Here is an 18,256-nt window from a genome sequence, read left to right on the forward strand (position 1 = left end):
CAATGGCAGTTGCTTGCGCCAGCCTATTTCGCCAATCGTCAATGCATCACGTAAATGTGCCGGTAGAATGTCTTTCCACGTTGGTTTAGTCTCTTCTCTCCAACGAACCCACAACAGGAAAAACATTGGAATAAAGGCCAACAACCACAATGGTCGGATAAAATGAAACTGGGTAAAGAACTGTTGTATCGTGAGAGAATCAGGCATCACTCTCTCCTTTCAAATTCTTAGCCGAAGAAGCGAGCAGCGATCTTCGGCGTATCGTTGCTAAGCTGAATGCGGTCAAATACATCACTACAACAATCGCCATCAAGTAGTGGTGCAGCCCCTGTTTAGGGCGATAAGTGGTGCTCTCATACAGCTGAGGTTCTAGCTCACCAATCTGAGCATAGGCTTTGGTCAGTTCGTCGCGGTTAAGCGCTTCAAAGGCTTCGCCACCAGACTCTTGAGCCACACGCTTGATGGTTTCCATATCCAGAGCAACCTCTCCAACGGTTTGCGGATCGCCCATCGCAATAACGTGAATTCGAACGCCTTTAGCCTTCGCGACTTTTGCTGCATCGATAGGCTCAACAAAACTTCCTGTATCATTGCCGTCTGTTAATACGATCACGACTTTCTCTTTTTCGTTGGTGTCGACGTTTGAATCTTGAACGGCAGCACTTTGCTTTTCACTCTGCTCAAACACCTTGATCGCCAAGCCAATTGCATCGCCTAGGTGGGTACTTTGCCCTGCCATAGCGACATCGGTTTGATTAAGCAGTTCAAGCCACACATCTTGGTCGGCAGTGAGTGGCGTTTGTACAAATGCTGCATCACCAAACAGAATCAAACCTAATCGGTCGCCCTTTCGAGTTTTAACGAAGTCAGCTAACACCTCTTTGGTTGCGTCTAAGCGAGAAATCTTATCTCCTTGTTTAGAGGTAAAATCTTGTTCCGCCATTGAGCCGGATAAATCGACAACCACCATGACATCACGGCCCAATTGTTCACGAACTTGTGGCTCACCTAAAATGGTTGGTTTAGCTAACGCACAAACCACTAATACCCAAGTAATAATCAACGTGGTGCGCTGCCACCAACTTGGTGTTAACTGGCTTGCCCCTTCAGATGGCGCCTCGCCAATCGCTTCTACCAACTCACTGAAAAATGGCACCTTAATGGCCATTTGCTTGGTGCGATAAGCAGGTACGGCCAAGTAGACCAACAGAGGCAATGGCAACGCGATAAACCACAATGGATGTGCGAACTCAAAGCTGGCAGATAAACTATCAAACACTATCTTGCCCCTCTGTTGTCGCTTGTACATTCGGTTTTGTTTGTACATCGGGTTTATGAAATTTTAACCACATCATCGCGGTTTGAATTACCTCCAAGCGCTGTTCAAAGGTCAAACGCACCTTTGGGTCGATTAAGCTTTGCATCCACAGCCCCGAGACTTCATCGGTAAAGAAAGCATTACTCTTTGTATTCGTGCCAGAACTAACAGGCAGATAAGCATTCAAGCGATTTACATAGGCTTGGCCAAACAATTTGGCATTGCCGCTGTCTAGATAACGAAGCACCACTTTGAGCACCTTGAAGGTTCGCTCGGTTGAGTTTTTGTCTCGAGCATCCAATACCATGAGTTCTTGAAGTGCTTCTTTACGATAACGATTATTCCACCATCTTAGCGCCAAGCGATAAGCTAGATAAAACGCAACCAATAGCAAGGCAACGCCGAGGATCTTCCAACCGATCGTTTGGGGAAACCAGCTAACGCTATCGGGAATCGTTACATCGCGCAGTTCGCGAAGGATATAAGTACTAGGAGGCGTATGTTCAACGGCCATTAGCGCCCTCCTACTAGCTTTTGAAGCTGTGAAATATGATTACCCGAGGTGTCTAATTCGATATAAGGAAGGTTTTTCATCGCCATTAATTTAGCAAGAGATTGTTTTTGAAGTGCCGCTTTTTGAGCAAGGCTCTCGCTCGCAAGGTTAACCTTAGATTGGCTATCGAGATTGAGCTGAAAACGACCATCGCCCACCACCCAGTTCGCGCTAGCAAGATCATGAGGCAGTGATTGCTCTAATGGATCGGACACCATGATGGCAAGGATGTCATTGTGTTGCTGTAGCTGCTTGAGTCGATCAAGGTGTTGTTCTTGGCAGTCACGCCAATCGCTAATAAAGATTAAGGTCGACTGTTTTAGTCTCATTCGCTTGATCAGTTCAATCCATTGACTGAACCCGACACCCTCGCTGTCACTCACACTCACACCTAAGCTTTGATTGGCTTTAGTAAGGTGTTTAAGTTGAGCAAGCAAATCAGACTGTGAACGCTGTGCTTTGGTATGGAACAGCTTTTGATATGAGGCTAAAACGAAGCCGACGCGGTCGCCATCTTTCAGTACTCGCCATCCACACAGTGCCGCCACTTCAGCAGCGACAACGGATTTCATGGTGTTTTGAGAAGCAAAAAACATCGAGCTACGCTGATCGACGCAGATCATCACATTACGGTCTTTCTCTTCGGTATAGCTTCGAACATGAGGCTTACCTGTGCGCATGGTAACTTTCCAATCGAGATTGCGAATATCATCACCCAGTTGGTAATGACGCAACTCCTCAAAGTTCAACCCTCGACCACGGAATAGAGAATTATGTCGACCCGACAATACACTGCCTGCCTTTAGATGAGGCAACAGAGAAAACGACTCAGCTTGAGCCTGTATTCGCACTAACCTTGAATAGTCACAATATAAGCGAGGATCAAGGCCTTGCGATTTGGGAGCTTGTGTTGGCTTCGCCATGACGCCCCCTAGTTATCCGATCTCAACATTATCAAGCAGTTCTTCAACCACTCTTTGATGGTCAACACCATCGGCCAATGCGTCATAAGAGAGTGAGAATCGGTGACCTAATACGGTAGGTAGCATTGCACGCACATCGTCTAACGTGACATGGTCACGCCCTTGTAACCACGCATAAGCGCGAGCACATTTATCCAATGCGATTGAAGCTCGTGGGCTTGAGCCAATTTCAATCCACTTTGATAGATTTGATTCTGGGTAACGCTCGGGCTTACGTGTCGCCATCACCAAGGCAACAATGTAGTTTTCGACTAAATCAGACACCGCTATTTCAGGAAGCTGACGACGCGCTTCAAGCACCAATTCAGGTTCAATGTGTTGCGGTGTGACCAGCTCTGAGCTCGTTTCGCTGCCTAACTCTTCGCTACGCACTAGTCGAATGATGTCGCGTTCCGCTTCGTCTTCTGGATAATCGACCGTCACTTTCATGATGAAACGGTCCATCTGCGCCTCAGGTAGCGGATACGTACCTTCTTGTTCAACTGGGTTTTGAGTCGCCAAGACCATGAACAAGTCAGGAAGGATGTGAGTTTGGCCACCCACAGTTATCGTGCCTTCCGCCATCGCTTCAAGCAGCGCCGCTTGCACCTTGGCAGGCGCACGGTTCACTTCATCGGCTAGAACAATGCTGTTGAAAATAGGACCCGGTTGGAAATGCAGTTGAGGCTTGCCATCCAGTTCTTGATACACCTCAGTACCTGTCACATCTGATGGCAATAAGTCAGGCGTGAACTGAATACGACCAAAGCTTGTGTTCAACAAATTCGCCAAAGACTTGACCGAGCGTGTTTTCGCAGTGCCGGGAAGCCCTTCTAGAAGCACATGGCCATTGGTCAATAATCCGATTACCAGAGCCCGAACGACGTGACTCTGACCGATAACACTTTTCTCTGTCTGTTCAATCAGTTGGTTTATTGCTTGTTGCGCATGGTTCATAGGTCTTCCCTTATTTCAATCTGGCTGCGTACATCCTACTCACAAGCTCCATAACTATTAGTTATAAACACCATAGCCACGTCAGTTCTGGCGCTTTATTTCAGCATAGCTTTCAATTGGTTAATCGCCTCCAGTGGCGCCACCTTACTCAATGATGAAATGCACTGTTCAAATGCTTTCGGCACACCCGGTATATGGCTGTTTCGCGCCAACACTTCACACTGTGCATACAAATGTTGAGGGTTTCGGCTAAATTGATAAGCCTTGTGCAATGACTTGCTTGCCGCAAGCACATCCGACTTCTCTAAAGCCAAGCCGTACACATACCAATATTGCGGGTCGGTTTGTGCGGTTTCTGCTGCTTGTTTTAGATAGTTAGTTGCTTGTTTGTAGTCTTTCACTCGCAGCATTGATAGCCCTGCACTGTATGGCAACACACTCGATTTAGGTTGTGCTTGAATGCCTTGTTTCAATGTCGCTAACGCCTTTGGCTCGTCGCCCAGTGCACGATACAAATCAGCCAAGTTGGCGTAGCTGTTTTCGAAGTAAGGCTCAATCTCGATAGCACCTTGATAAAACTCAATCGCTTTGTCGTGCTGACCTAAATCTCTATAAACGTTACCTAAATTCGTGCGGCCAAAACCTCTGTCTGAATTGAATTGTTGTATCTCAATGTACTCTTCTAATGCAGGCTTGATTTGGTCTTTCTGCAGCGGATTCATTTCTGCCCAGTAACGGACTAGCGTGCCTGCGGTTTCTGATCGAATCGACAATACAGGGTCCTTCAATAGTGGCTCTAGGATCTGCCAGCGATCAGTGAATGGGAAGCCAGACGAGCCTTGCACAACACCCAAGCGGATCATTTCGTCATCGTGTTTCACCGCTCTCGCCAATGAGATAAGCGTGTTCTTGCCCGTATTACCACCTAAACGTTCTAAGCTCGATGCTCGAATGATATTGCTTAAGCTGGAATCCTGAGCCGAATACGCCAACGCATCCTCTGCCCCTCGGTGCCCTATTGAGTCAGCATAAAAGGCCACGGCAAAATGCTGCTGGTTACGATACTTAGAATCAGGGAACCATTTACCGATTTGTTGATCGGCCCATTGATCAGTTTGGTCTTCATGACAGCTAGTACACACGTTGGGTGTTTGAATATGTTGGCTAATATCTGGACGTGGAATATGCCAGCTGTGGTCACGCCTTGGATCGACTTCCATGTACGTCGTTTCTGGCATGTGACAAGTGGTACATTGTGAAGCCTCGGTATTGGCTTCATGGAACGTGTGCTTTTCAGGCGTGTATTCAGAGGCAATGTGACATTGACTACACACAGCTTCTTCAGCAATTTTCAGTTCTGCAGTATGGTGATCGTGACAGTTAGTACAAGTGACGCCTTTCTCTGCCATCACTGATTGTAAGAAAGATCCGTAAACGTAATCTTCATCGTAGATTTGACCATCGTTGTGGTAAAGCTCAGGGGTAATTAAGCTCAGGCGATACTTATCAAAGAATGACTCGTTCACGTGGTCACCCGTTTCATTCAACTGAGTACGTCGGCTGTGGCATTGAGCACAGGTTTGAACTTGATTGGTATGGATGATGTCTTTTGGTTGCAGGGTTGAATTACCCTCTTGATAGATCCACTCTTTCACCGATTTCGACAAGTCGCGGTCAAAACCATAATGCGCCGAGACTTGAGCATCCTTTCCACCATTGGCTTTGGCTAGCTTGGCCTGTTCAACGTGCTCACTCGCAGGGCCATGACACGCTTCACAACCGACATTAATTTCAGACCAAGTGGTGTTGTAGGTATTACTTGCGCTGTCGTAGTTCTTTTCTAGGTTCGTTGAGTGGCAGTCTGCACACATGAAGTTCCAGTTCTGACCACTGTTGGTCCAGTAGAATTCATCAGTGTTGGTGGTATCTGGATAGAGGTGAAACCAGCGTTGTCCGCCTTCGCCATCACTGCGAGAATCCCAAGCGAAAGGAATCAACTGTACGCGCCCGTCTTCAAACTCAACCATGTACTGTTGTAGAGGTTCAAAGGCAAAGGTATAGCTGATTTTGTAATCTTTGAATTGGCCGTCTGGCCCTTCGATGTTGACCCAAAACTCATCACCTTTGCGAAAAAAACGGTTGGGCTTTCCTTTATGAGTCACGGTTTGATCGTCGAAGTTGCCCAACACAGATTCATCGTCGGCGTGCTTCATCGCCATATCATGATGAGAACCTTGCCACGCTTCTACTTCTGCTGTGTGACAGTCGATACAAGCTTCAGATCCAATATACGTTGCTTTAGAGTTGGCATGCGAAGCTTCTGATCCAACGGATAAAGCCTGTTCATTGGCATGCGCATTGAAACTAAGCATCGACAACATAGGTAAAGACAACATTGCGGATAATACTGCAACTCGCTGGTGTTTCAATCCGTTCACTAGCAAGCACAACCATGCAGACATAACATTCCTTGTTTTTATACATCCTTATGCTTAATAAGGTAGACGTAAAAACAACGAATTTACAATTATTTAGTGGCAGTGAGCTTGATTGTTGTGACTCATATTCACGACTGGTATTTACTCATCGATATGCGCATAAAAAAAGAGCTCCGAAGAGCTCTTTCGTGTTAGTAGTTTCATCAAGCCATCAGTTTCAATAAACCAAAGCTTACTTGTTATGGTTCTCTTGGAGTTTTTCCATAACCTGATCCAAGCTAAAGCTTGCTGCTTTTTGACGTGGCGGGTATTCAGCAAATGTTTCTAAGAATTTGCCAACATACGCTTGAGCAGGAACAAACATATAAGCATGGTCTAACAGCCAGTCGTAGTATGTGTTCGATGTAATATCTGCATTTTCGTATGGGTCCATACGCAGGTTAAATAGCTTAGGAAGACGTAACGTCACGAACGGTTCTGACCAAATCTGCATGGTACCCGTTGCACGCTGCTCCATGAACACCGCTTTCCATTGGTTGTAACGAAGCGCCGCTAAATCACCATCATCGGTAAAGTAGAAGACCTCATGACGACGACCTTTCTCTTCTTCGCCAGTTAGGTAAGGAAGGAAGTTATAACCATCTAGGTGAACCTTAAACGTTTTATCGCCTGCAGTATGACCTTTCAGCAGTTTCTCTTTGATCTGATCATCACCAGCGGCTGCAACGAAGGTTGGCATCCAGTCCATGTGGTGCATAATTTCGTTAGAAACGCTACCCGGTTCAATCTTACCTGGCCAACGAACCATTGCTGGTACACGGTATGCGCCTTCCCAGTTGGTGTTTTTCTCACCACGGAACGGTGTTGTACCCGCATCAGGCCAAGAGTTCATGTGTGGACCATTATCCGTTGAGTAGAAAACAATCGTGTTGTCTTTGATACCCAACTCGTCGACTTGTTTCAGTAGTTGACCAACGTGGCGATCGTGCTCCACCATACCATCAGCGTAGTTACCAACACCTGTCACACCCTTACTGTCCGCTTTAACGTGAGTTCTAAAGTGCATACGTGTAGCATTCCACCAAACAAAGAATGGCTTGTCGGCTTTCACTGCGCGATCCATGAAATCAAGCGCGGCATCGAGCGTTTCTTCATCGACCGTTTCCATACGCTTACGTGTTAATGGACCCGTATCTTCAATCTTGCCGTCAGCAAATGATTTGATAACACCACGCGGGCCAAATTTTTTACGAAACTCTGGGTCGGTTGGGTAATCTTCATTTTCTGGTTCTTCTTCAGCATTTAGGTGGTAAAGGTTGCCAAAAAATTCGTCAAACCCGTGTGCTGTTGGAAGGAATTCATCTTTATCGCCAAGGTGGTTTTTACCAAATTGACCTGTCATGTACCCCATAGGTTTAAGCATTTCTGCAATCGTTGCATCCTCCGCTTGCAAACCAATGTCTGCTCCTGGAAGGCCTACTTTACTTAAACCCGTTCTAAGAACACTTTGACCCGTGATGAACGTTGAGCGGCCAGCGGTACAAGACTGCTCAGCGTAATAATCGGTAAACATCATGCCTTCTTTGGCGATGCTATCAATATTTGGAGTGCGGTAGCCCATTAAGCCAAATGTGTACGCACTCACATTGGATTGACCAATGTCGTCCCCCCAAATGACCAGTATATTTGGCTTTTCTGCTGCAAAAGTGGCGCTAGACGCGGCCATCATTGCTGTACCCAAAATCGCTAATCGACGTTTAGCGCCATACTTCGCTGTCATAGAAACCTCTTCGTAAGTTATTTGCATCCTGCCCTACAACGTATAGTTCATTTTTTGCGCATACGCGAGATTAACTAAGCTATTAATCTTTTTGTCATTTTTATTGAGATATGGATACAGAAGTCATCGATAAGGTTTACGGCATCAAACATGATAAGGATCACACATACAAACTAAGGGGTTATTCTGGTAACCCACTGGAACTGATATGAATCAATAGGTTAACTAGACATCATAACGATTGGTTATAAGCACTATAAAAGGACGGAACGAAATTTTGGGAATAACATTTGCTCATCGATGTGTTGCTCTAACGCATTAATCTTAAAAGTGAATCGGAGTCCTTATGGGTACTAAAATTAATAAACTAGCATTAGGTGTTGGCTTATTAGCAGCTTCTTCAGCGGCAACAGCAGCAGAAAAACCAAACATTCTTGCTATCTGGGGTGATGACATTGGTGTATTCAACATCAGTGCATACAACAACGGTATGATGGGTTACGAAACGCCTAACATCGACCGTATTGCTAACGAAGGCGCACTATTTACTGACCACTACGGTCAACAATCGTGTACTGCTGGCCGTGCTGCATTCCTAACCGGTCAAGAACCTTTCCGTACAGGTCTACTGACTATCGGTATGCCGGGCTCTGACCACGGTATCCCTGATTGGGCTCCAACTATCGCAGACCTTCTTAAAGAACAGGGCTACATGACAGCTCAGTTCGGTAAAAACCACATGGGTGACCAAGATAAGCATCTTCCAACGAACCACGGTTTCGACCAGTTCTTTGGTAACCTTTATCACCTAAATGCTGAAGAAGAGCCAGAAACATACTACTACCCTAAAGATCCTGAGTTCCGTAAGAACTTTGGCCCTCGTGGTGTAATCAAGTCGACTTCTGACGGTAAGATTGAAGATACAGGCCCTATGACGCGTAAGCGTATGGAGCACGCGGATGAAGAGTTCCTAGAAGAATCTTTAGCATTCATGGAAAAAGCGGTGAAAGCTGACAAACCATTCTTCATCTGGCACAACACAACACGTATGCACGTGTGGACTCGTCTACAAGAAAAATACCAAGGTAAATCTGGTATCAGCATCTACGCTGACGGCATGCTAGAGCACGATGACCAAGTAGGTATCCTGCTAGACAAGCTTGATGAGCTTAAAATCGCAGACAACACTATCGTAATCTACTCAACCGATAACGGTGCAGAGACAGTATCTTGGCCTGATGGCGGTGCAACTTACTTCCACGGTGAGAAAGGTACAACTTACGAAGGCGGTATGCGCGTTCCTCAGTTAGTTCGCTGGCCTGGCACTATCAAACCGGGAACTAAGATCAACGACATCATGAGCCACCAAGATTGGATCCCAACACTAATGGCTGCTGCTGGTGATGATAAAGTGGTTGAGAAACTGGCTTCTGATAAAGGGGCGACATACAACGGAAAAAATTGGCGTGTGCACCTAGATGGTTACAACTTCCTACCTTACTTCGAAGGTAAAGAAGAAAAAGGCCCTCGTGACAGCATGCTTTACTTCTCTGCAAACGCTGAGTTAAACGCGGTACGTTGGAATGACTTCAAGATCTCATTCGCAGTTATGGACGGTAACATCACAAACGCCGTGCGTTTCCAACCTAACTGGCCTCAAGTTGTACACCTACGTGCTGACCCATTCGAAAAAGCGCCACACGAATCGGGCATGTACCTACGCTGGATGGCAGACAACATGTGGCTATTCGTACCAGTAGGCGGCAAAGTACAAGAGTTCATGAACACGCTACCTGATTACCCAATGCAGCAAAGCCAAGTGTTGAACCCTGGTAACTTCAACCAGAATGCTTACATGCTTCAAGGTAAACTTAAGCAACTAGAAGCGGCAGCAGCGCAAGCTAAATAATAACTAGCTAACGCTTACAACCCTAGTAAAGCCAAACAAAGCCGTGATAGCTCAAACGTTATCTCGGCTTTTTAGTATCCAATACAAAAAACATGAGGCGCGAACCGCCAACTAGCATAATTCATCCCCAACCTATCCGCTCATTTTTCAAAAATAAAACTCACACTAGTCAATGTGAACCTTAATATATGACCGTTGCGTTAAGATTTTGCAAATTTTTTCAAATCCTTATGACTTGACTTGAATTGGAGTTCTTACCATGCGATTGTAATTTAACTATCCATAAACAACTGTATGATTATGAAAACATTACAATCCATCGCGCTGCTTTCCACAATTATCGTAGCACCAAACGTGTTAGCTGACGTGACAATTGAAGTTCCTTCTAGCGCAGATGCTTTAGTCGAAGTCTTAGCTGTAAATGAGACTAAGCCTGATCTTGACGGTGGCTTTTTCTCTTCGAGCAAAACGATAACCGTTCCAGATGGTGTGAACCAAATCGTTTTCAAATATCAACTCGCTTTTAGCCAAGGTAACGACCGCGAGTTTGTCGATAGCGACACCATTATTGCTACTTTTGACGCGACAGACACCGCATTGACGTTCGACATGCCTAAGTTCCGCAACACCAACGAAGCGAAAAAAGGCCTTCAAAACTTAGATTGGAAACTGGTTGATGAAAACCAAAATGCAATCAATGTTAAGCAAGATAAGCTAATCAAAGATGGCATGCAGATTGGTCGTAAATACCCTCAAGAAGCTAAAGAATACAACCAGAAAGGCGGCATCGCTGCACTTACACTAGGTGCTAGCGCGGGTGCAGCGGCTGCTGTAGTACAACCCGTAACGCTTCCAGCAAAGATTGACGGAAATGCGGCGAATACAGCTGAAGAAATGTTGTATTTCTGGTACGAAAAAGCGGATGCTGAAACGAAGCAGAAATTCAAAGACTACGTGAACAAGTAGATTTAATTACAAACAAGTAGACTAAGATCTCTCGTTCAAACGAAAGAAGTTGGCACTTTGCCAGCTTCTTGATTTCTGTCTTTATCTAGCGAATTTAAGCTACGTAAACTAAACAGGCTCAGCAGATAACACTTTCCCATCTACTTTTGTTGGCCACCCTAGCGCTTTATACTCAGCTGCTAGTAAATGGGCACAGCGGCTAGAAATTCTGGTCAAAATCAGCTTTAGCTAAGTAACCTTGAACAACATCACGATATTGCTGTTTCAATGATTCTTCAATAAAGCTCGCTTCTATAGCATTTAAAGTAAATTGAGCAAGCTCTTGCTCCGTCATCTCATGAGCTAAGCTCACCGCGTTAAAGTTATCCGACATATAACCACCAAAGTATGCAGGGTCATCCGAGTTAATCGTTACAGCCACACCCTTTCTGAGCAGTTCGACAATGTTGTGGTCTTCCATCACATCGAATACACGCAATTTAATATTCGACAGTGGGCACACCGTCAGTGGCATTTTGGTTTCAATCAGCTCTTCGATTATAGCTTCGTCTGTCATGCACTGGACACCATGATCCACTCGACTCACGCTGAGCATTTCAATCGCATCGACAATGTTTTGAGCCGGCCCTTCTTCTCCTGCATGCGCCACCGTCAAGAAGCCCGCTTGTTTTGCTTGTTGGAATACACGCTTGAACTTCTCTGGTGGGTGTCCTAATTCAGAAGAGTCCAGTCCAACCCCGACGATCTTATCTTGATGCTTCAATACCTCTGCGAACGTTTGAATGGCGCTCTCTTCAGATAAATGGCGCAAAAAACATGCGATGATTTGAGAGGTAATGCCCAACTCTTTATGACCCTGTTCAAGCGCACGATGAATGCCGTTAATAGCGGTGTCGAATGCAATGCCACGATCGGTATGTGTCTGAGGATCAAAGAAAATCTCAGTATGGATAACATTGTCGGCTTTACAGCGTTCTAGATAAGCCCATGTTAAGTCGTAGAAATCCTGTTCTGTGCGCAGTGCATCAGCACCTTGATAATAGATATCCAGAAATGACTGTAAATCATCAAATTCGTATGCGCGTCTTAACTGCTCTGGGGATGAATAAGGCAGATCAATGCCATTGCGTTGAGCAAGCTGGAAAAGTAACTCAGGCTCAAGCGAGCCTTCAATGTGTAAATGCAACTCTACTTTTGGGAGCCCTTGAATAAATGCGTTCATATTTCACCTACTATGGATTTTAGGTGTGCACTTACTCTGAATAATAGACAGGATATTTTTGAACGCCATTACAAAGAGTAAGAACACTATTGTGATCTAAACCCTTCGTAATCAGCACTTTGCGGGAGCTGGTAGAGACCCCCAAACCATATCATTGGGGTTATACGAAGCAAACGGTTGCTACTATACAGAGTTCAATGGGAATTTCACTAATCAATTACTCATTAACCGATTTCTAAAGCAGGAACCGTTTGGTTCGATCTCAACGGTAATCTGGTCGTATTCTCGACATCAGCAACATATCGATGTACTTACCCGCTTTGAATGTACTCAGCCTTTTTGTGCCTTCTAACTGAAAGCCTACACGTTCATACAAAGCAATAGCGGTGTGGTTATCGGCATGAACCTCTAACTCAAGACGCACGAGGTTAAGCCAGTTATCCGCCTGATTGATCGCTTCTTGCATTAACGCCTTACCGACCCCTTTACCATGCATATCCGGGTGAATAGCAATACCAAGACCAGCGCAGTGCCTGTCTCTTACCTTGGTGGTCATGAATAAAGTAATGTGGCCCACTACTTTACCGGAGACTTCCGCAACCAAAGTGAAATGGTCTGAATGACCAAACAGTCGCTCCACTTGTTCAGAACTAAGATAAGGCTTTTGTGAGGTGTTTTCTGAAACTGAAGGGCGGCGATAAATATCGAAAATATCTTGGCTATCCGTTGCTTCTAAATGTCTAATTTGTATTTCCAAAGCGCTTCCTTATCCTATTATTTCTATCCATAAGCTAAGTTTCATATTACGGATAGCAACGGGCACCTACAACCTTTAAAGGTGTAAGTGCCAGAAATAATTAAACAAATAGTAAGACTGAACTTAAACTTCTGCTTTGATGAGTATTTTTAAAATAATGTGAATATCAGAATTTATAATCCACACCCACACTCGCTAATACTTGCTCGGAGTTATAGAAATCGATATTAGAATCTATGCTTCTTAAACCCAGTAAAGTAATGAACGCCCAATCTTTATAGCCCATCAAACCACCAAACTCATAAGCTAAGAATGCACCGAATTCATTCTCTTCACGTACTTGCCCGTAAATTGGATTCGACTCATCATATTCACGATCACTTGCATCTAGGGTGACAACAAAACCATGACGACCGATTCTCTTCGCGTAGTTTAATTCAATACCATAACTATCGAAGCTGAGTGCTCCTCCTTCTGCGTCTGAGTGGAAATACACCATTGAAGGAACAAATAGACCTGCGTGGTTTGGTAAGATAAAGCGGTATCCTGCTTTGGCGTACACATAGGTTATTTCCCTATCCAGCAGCACAGCATCTTCCGGAGATAAGCCTTGGCTACCAGATAGCTCTTCATCAACATCAGATTGCCCAAATGCGAGATCCGTTCGAAAACCAGTTCCACCGATATTAGTGAGCTGCAGTCGTCCTACATTACCTTTGACATCCGTTTCATTTCGATTAACGCCAACAGCATACGGATCCGTCCAAGCCTTGCCCGAGATAAGCGTAGGAAGAACAGAAAAATCCAATATGGTGCCACCAGAAAGTTGATATCGATAACCGATCTCAAACGCAATGGTACCTGTTGCTATATCCTCTCGAGTGGTACCCGCATACACTTGATGAGCCAGTGACTCGCCAAAGGTATATTGAACCGTACCCAAAAAGCCGAGTAGCCCTTGCTTTTCGCTGTCCCCTTCCTGGGTGTTAGTTGCTTGATTCGCGTCTTGCTCGGTGCTCAAGTTACTGCTGTCAGAAGATAAACCCGCCAAAACACTGAAGTTGCCGCTGAAACCTTCCGTTGGAGCAAGGCCACTGTATGCAGGCATTGAAGCCAATGCAGAAAAGACTACTGGTAAAACAAACCTCATATTCACATCCATTACTTAAATAATCACCAAGTAACTATAAGCATCAAAATGGAATTATAACAATAATTTAACAATATGAATTTATTCGCTTGGCGCTGTCGATATCGCTAACCATTCACTCAAAGACACAACAAATTGATCTATCACGATTGGGCGTTCGTAATACCTCTCGAAAATAACGGACAAAACTCAAAGGAAGACAATATGTTTAATAAATTAATCAAAACCATGTCAGTGCTAGTTGCGACGCTTCTTTTTACGGCTTTTGCTCACGCTGATCACCACGGAATGAAGAAAGATATCGTTGACGTGGCGGCTGAAAACGGCTCTTTGAACACCTTGGTAGCAGCGGTAAAAGCGGCAGGCTTAGTTGAAACATTGAAAGGTGACGGTCCCTTCACTGTGTTTGCGCCAACGGATCAAGCGTTCGCTGCGCTACCAGAAGGAACGGTTGATATGCTGTTGAAGCCAGAAAACAAAGACAAGCTGATCGCAGTACTGACCTATCATGTGGTGTCAGGGAAAATAATGGCGTCTGAAGTGATGAAACTTGATAGTGCAGTAACAGTGCAAGGCGAAGCGGTAATGGTAGGAATTGATCACGGCAACGTGATGATCAACAAAGCGCAGGTCGTGATGGCAGATGTTGAAGCAAGCAATGGTGTTATCCATGTGATTGATGCTGTATTACTGCCTAAATAATAAAGATGAACACAAATCAAAGGTTCTTAGAGGGTGTGACAGGCTCACACCCTTTTGACGTTTAAATACCAAGTTAAGATCGGTATCAAATTAGCCGAACCTGCCTTTATATAAGCAAGAACCCGGATTACATAAACAAGCGCCCGAATATCAGAAAGGCCGCCATCGATACCACCTTCGTGAAGACCACCACCCAGATGCAATCACCAATACTAGAGTTCGTCGCTTTCCCCAGTAGGTACACAAACAGAATCAACCCTAACACCCAGCCCACTGTCGGAATCAATGACACCAAAGCAACGATAACAGCAATAATAAGAAGGGATTTAAAATCTGCGACCACGAAAGACATTTTAGAGGCGATGTACATACAACATGCGGTGATTAATGCGTCCATCACAAACGCTAAAGCTTCAATACCCACTTTACTTCCTTCACTGATATTAGTTGAAGTGAATATTATCTCTAAAGTGATGATTTTTCTTGAATAAGAGAACAAAAAGCAGGTGAAAACTGTGTCAGAAATGAGATTACCGTTCGTCTGAAGGCATAGGTTTATTTGTTCGAGTCTTCTAAGCCTTTGACCAGTGCTCCCGACCGAGTCTGATTTGCTTTTTGATAGGCATCAAAGCCATCTTCGCGTTTACCTCCGAACAAACAAAGAAACGAGTTAATGACGAATGAAAAAAATGAGATGACGACAACAAAGAGAGGAAATAACCCCGAAACCCCAGCATCTAAGGCAAGAACGCCAACAGCGAAGGACAACATCGACACCAATGTATATAGTTTAGATCTACTCACATGACTCATGAACAACACTCCTTGTATTCACTCAATGTTTAGATTAGACAAATTATCTTGCACACAATTTGAACTCATCGACAATATCAATAGATCAGGAAAAGTTATCCTTAATAAGGTTCATTAATATTTCAAACTTGGTTTCTGTATCCCTAAGAACACGAGTCCACCTATTCAGCTGCCTTGTCCATCATCAACCACCTTTTCCATCACGTAATTGGTCAGCTTTACGCCACGCATTTCGACTTCCTGTTCATTTACTACCTTAAAGCCAAGGTGCTCATAAAAAGGCCTTGCGGTAATACTTACTTCAGAGAAATATCTCGATACGCCACGAACTCGACCCACAGTGAAAACATGTTCCATCAACGCTTTCCCTACACCCTTCCCTTGATATTCGTGGTGACAGAAAAAGTGATCAATCAAGCCGTTCGGTTGCAGGTCAGTATAGCCAACAACGCAGCCATCGAGCTCAGCTACAAAGGGTTGTAACCCATTCATACGCTTTTTCCATAATACAAAGTCAAAGCTACTGGGTGCCCAAGCTTCGACTTGCTGTTGAGAATAATCTCGAACATTCACGTTACGTACGGTATGAAAGAAGATCTCCCACAGTGCTTTATCATCACTCGCTTGATAGTTTCGAATTCTAACCACGACATACTCCTTTTTGCCTTAAGTTCTTTCAGAGGTGCAAATAGACAGCTGAATCAGCAGGCTCAAAAGTCCAAGCTCAACAGGCTCTGTAACCTGCACTCAACAACCTCAGCTTTAGAACAAGATATCAACGATAAAACACAGCCAACCAGATCGTCACCATGTCTTTATCCGTACCAATGACCTTGTGCTTTTCTCGTGCAGCGATGTTGATGTAATCCCCTTTTGATAAAGTAACAACGCGTCCATCTTCAAACTCGATGACACCTTTACCTTCAATCACCATCACCCATTCATTCTCATCTTGGTCATACCAACCCTCTTCTGGTGAGCTATGTCCATGCGACAATATTCTTTCGATTCGAACACCGTCGTTGGCAATCAGGTCATTGAATATTTCATTGGGTATTGACGAAGGAACATCATTGTAAATGTTTGGCATCAAGCTCTCCTAGCTAGCATTGAATTGATTAACAACCTGGGCTTTAACTGCACTGTACAACCTAAGCAGCAGCACTCTTTCTGAAATAAAAACGGTAATAGCCCACCAAGTTGCTGCAGATAAACAGCGCTTCCATCAGAACCGCTGTTGGCGAGCCAACTAAGTAATTATGAACCAGCCAAAAACTGGTTCCGATGATCATCAATTCTCTTAATCGACGGTCATCTTTATTGAAGGCAGCAAAGGTTTGAAACACGGAAGCAAAGCAACTCAATATGCTGGTCAACCCTGAGTAAGTCACTGCGGTTGCGACCACCGACATAGAACAGAACAAATATTTAAACTTAGACGAGGTAGAAAATACGCTCGTTAAATAGCGAACCGTGGCAATCGTCATTAAACTCGCCGCTGTCCATTGTTCGAGAAGGATAAAGTGACTCGAAATAAGAACGCCAGCAAAGAACAGACAAGTGACGATTTTCTTCCTTTCCTTGAATTGGAATGACAGAAGATCAAAACAAATGGCTATCGCGACTAATACTTGAGAAAGATAAAAGGCAGACACGGTGATTCCTTCAATAATACATTACGCCCTAGCCGCCTCTTTTAACTGTGAACAGTCGAATAAAACGTACTAGGCGGTTCCAACGATACAGGTCAAACAGCGATCTAAAACTTCTATAGAGACCTAAAGCTTCTATAGAGATCTAAAGCTTCAACACGCCACTAATCACAGTGGTCGCAGAACCGATTAACTTTATTCGCCCATTAGCTAAGAGCTCTGTCGACATATAACCACCACGACGAGACGCCTGATAAACACTGAAACTGCTTTTTTTGAGCTTTTCTGCCCAGTGCTGCGTCAATGCGCAATGCGCCGAACCAGTCACAGGATCTTCATTAACCCCAACCCAGGGTGCAAAGTAACGAGAAACAAAATCAAGTTCCGTATTTGCTGCCAATGCTGTGACCACAACACCGCGACCTTGAATGCCTTTTAACGCATCAAAATTTGGTGAAAGCTCCAATAATACTTGTTCGTTGGATACTTCGATTAACTGCTTAGAGTCAAATTCTTGGAATGATACGACTTGATGCGGCTCTAAACCTAGATGTTCAAGCAGCGTGAGGTTGGGTTCAGAATCTAATGGCAGTTCGGAGCTAGGAAAATCAAGCTCGATAGACGATTCACAAACGGCGGCAGATAATTCCCCAGATAAGGTGTTAAACACGACCTTATCACCTGTCTCAAGCAGTCCTTGTTCTTTCATCACATGAACCGTTGCCAGTGTGCCATGTCCACACAGCTTCACTTCGACTTCGGGAGTAAACCATTTAAGCGTCATAGTGTTAAGCGCGAGAAAAGCCGTTTCAGATACCGCCATCTCTTCAGCGATTGAAAACATTAACGACTCATCCAACGGCTCTTTGGAGATACAAACCCCGGCAGGGTTCCCTTTAAACGCTTGAGTTGTAAACGAATCTACTTGATATATCTCTAAATCCACAATGGCTCCTAAATGCACAACATTTCCCAAACCGGCAATCATGGCTCGTTGGGACATAACCTAGATATTGCTGCCCACAATAAGCACAATCACCTTGTGCTACAAGTCTTTAGAAACAAATTTATAGATAC

Annotated in this window: 18 protein-coding genes, 1 pseudogene and 1 riboswitch; of the genes and pseudogenes, 3 read left to right on the top strand and 16 right to left on the bottom strand. The window is 44.6% G+C overall.

Going from position 1 to position 18,256, the window contains the following annotated elements; translation table 11 throughout:
• The 7 genes and pseudogenes from A142_RS03895 to A142_RS03925 all read right to left on the bottom strand — a co-directional run.
• Positions 1-207: pseudogene (locus A142_RS03895) on the bottom strand (hypothetical protein); the annotation flags it as partial.
• On the bottom strand, positions 200-1,279 hold the full coding sequence (locus tag A142_RS03900; RefSeq protein ID WP_019824999.1) for a vWA domain-containing protein: 1,080 nt from the start codon (positions 1,277-1,279) through the stop codon (positions 200-202). The pseudogene A142_RS03895 and the gene A142_RS03900, both read right to left, overlap by 8 nt.
• Positions 1,272-1,832, bottom strand: coding sequence for a DUF4381 domain-containing protein (locus A142_RS03905; protein ID WP_019825001.1), 561 nt, complete (start codon positions 1,830-1,832; stop codon positions 1,272-1,274). Before A142_RS03905 ends, A142_RS03900 begins: the two co-directional genes overlap by 8 nt.
• Positions 1,832-2,794: a DUF58 domain-containing protein gene (locus A142_RS03910; RefSeq protein ID WP_019825003.1), complete on the bottom strand. Its 963-nt coding sequence runs from the start codon at positions 2,792-2,794 to the stop codon at positions 1,832-1,834. The genes A142_RS03905 and A142_RS03910 overlap by 1 nt, the downstream gene beginning before the upstream one ends.
• A gap of 12 nt (positions 2,795-2,806) precedes the next feature.
• Entirely contained in the window at positions 2,807-3,790 is a 984-nt protein-coding gene (locus tag A142_RS03915) for an AAA family ATPase (RefSeq protein ID WP_019825004.1), read from the bottom strand.
• A 95-nt stretch (positions 3,791-3,885) separates the two neighbouring features.
• The gene (locus A142_RS03920) at positions 3,886-6,252 is read right to left on the bottom strand and encodes a tetratricopeptide repeat protein (RefSeq protein ID WP_019825005.1); all 2,367 of its coding nucleotides are present in this window, start codon (positions 6,250-6,252) and stop codon (positions 3,886-3,888) included.
• A gap of 208 nt (positions 6,253-6,460) precedes the next feature.
• Positions 6,461-8,008 (bottom strand): arylsulfatase, encoded by a 1,548-nt coding sequence (locus A142_RS03925; protein WP_029405635.1) that lies wholly within the window; start codon positions 8,006-8,008, stop codon positions 6,461-6,463.
• Positions 8,009-8,354: 346 nt separating this feature from the next.
• Here A142_RS03925 and A142_RS03930 point away from each other — a divergent pair, with 346 nt between their 5' ends.
• The gene (locus tag A142_RS03930) at positions 8,355-9,917 is read left to right on the top strand and encodes an arylsulfatase (RefSeq protein ID WP_019825009.1); all 1,563 of its coding nucleotides are present in this window, start codon (positions 8,355-8,357) and stop codon (positions 9,915-9,917) included.
• Positions 9,918-10,217: 300 nt separating this feature from the next.
• Entirely contained in the window at positions 10,218-10,883 is a 666-nt protein-coding gene (locus tag A142_RS03935) for a DUF2057 family protein (RefSeq protein WP_019825011.1), read from the top strand.
• 199 nt (positions 10,884-11,082) lie between these two features.
• On the opposite strand, the gene A142_RS03940 is transcribed toward A142_RS03935, so the two are convergent.
• From A142_RS03940 to A142_RS03950, 3 genes are all read right to left on the bottom strand, one after another.
• Positions 11,083-12,105: an adenosine deaminase gene (locus tag A142_RS03940; protein WP_019825015.1), complete on the bottom strand. Its 1,023-nt coding sequence runs from the start codon at positions 12,103-12,105 to the stop codon at positions 11,083-11,085.
• Positions 12,106-12,193: 88 nt separating this feature from the next.
• Positions 12,194-12,293: riboswitch (purine riboswitch) on the bottom strand.
• A 74-nt stretch (positions 12,294-12,367) separates the two neighbouring features.
• Positions 12,368-12,862, bottom strand: a complete 495-nt coding sequence (locus A142_RS03945; RefSeq protein WP_019825017.1) for a GNAT family N-acetyltransferase — start codon at positions 12,860-12,862, stop codon at positions 12,368-12,370.
• A 166-nt stretch (positions 12,863-13,028) separates the two neighbouring features.
• Complete coding sequence (locus A142_RS03950) at positions 13,029-14,012, bottom strand: DUF2860 family protein (RefSeq protein ID WP_019825019.1); 984 nt, start codon at positions 14,010-14,012, stop codon at positions 13,029-13,031.
• A 204-nt stretch (positions 14,013-14,216) separates the two neighbouring features.
• Here A142_RS03950 and A142_RS03955 point away from each other — a divergent pair, with 204 nt between their 5' ends.
• A complete protein-coding gene (locus A142_RS03955; protein ID WP_019825021.1) occupies positions 14,217-14,714 on the top strand; it encodes a fasciclin domain-containing protein in 498 nt (165 codons plus the stop codon).
• A 127-nt stretch (positions 14,715-14,841) separates the two neighbouring features.
• Here the strand turns inward: A142_RS03955 and A142_RS03960 are convergent, their stop codons facing one another.
• The 6 genes from A142_RS03960 to A142_RS03985 all read right to left on the bottom strand — a co-directional run bounded on the left by A142_RS03960 (position 14,842) and on the right by A142_RS03985 (position 18,125).
• Positions 14,842-15,138, bottom strand: a complete 297-nt coding sequence (locus A142_RS03960; protein WP_019825023.1) for a hypothetical protein — start codon at positions 15,136-15,138, stop codon at positions 14,842-14,844.
• Between the two features lie 131 nt (positions 15,139-15,269).
• Positions 15,270-15,527, bottom strand: a complete 258-nt coding sequence (locus A142_RS03965) for a hypothetical protein (protein ID WP_019825025.1) — start codon at positions 15,525-15,527, stop codon at positions 15,270-15,272.
• Positions 15,528-15,692: 165 nt separating this feature from the next.
• Entirely contained in the window at positions 15,693-16,175 is a 483-nt protein-coding gene (locus A142_RS03970) for a GNAT family N-acetyltransferase (protein ID WP_019825027.1), read from the bottom strand.
• Positions 16,176-16,302: 127 nt separating this feature from the next.
• On the bottom strand, positions 16,303-16,617 hold the full coding sequence (locus tag A142_RS03975) for a cupin domain-containing protein (protein ID WP_004730454.1): 315 nt from the start codon (positions 16,615-16,617) through the stop codon (positions 16,303-16,305).
• 61 nt (positions 16,618-16,678) lie between these two features.
• On the bottom strand, positions 16,679-17,182 hold the full coding sequence (locus A142_RS03980) for a YgjV family protein (protein WP_019825028.1): 504 nt from the start codon (positions 17,180-17,182) through the stop codon (positions 16,679-16,681).
• Between the two features lie 142 nt (positions 17,183-17,324).
• On the bottom strand, positions 17,325-18,125 hold the full coding sequence (locus tag A142_RS03985) for a PhzF family phenazine biosynthesis protein (RefSeq protein WP_029405636.1): 801 nt from the start codon (positions 18,123-18,125) through the stop codon (positions 17,325-17,327).
• Between the last annotated feature and the right edge of the window lie 131 nt (positions 18,126-18,256).

Origin of the sequence: Vibrio splendidus 12E03, from assembly GCF_000272105.2 — a bacterium.
Taxonomy (GTDB): Bacteria; Pseudomonadota; Gammaproteobacteria; order Enterobacterales; family Vibrionaceae; genus Vibrio; species Vibrio splendidus_I.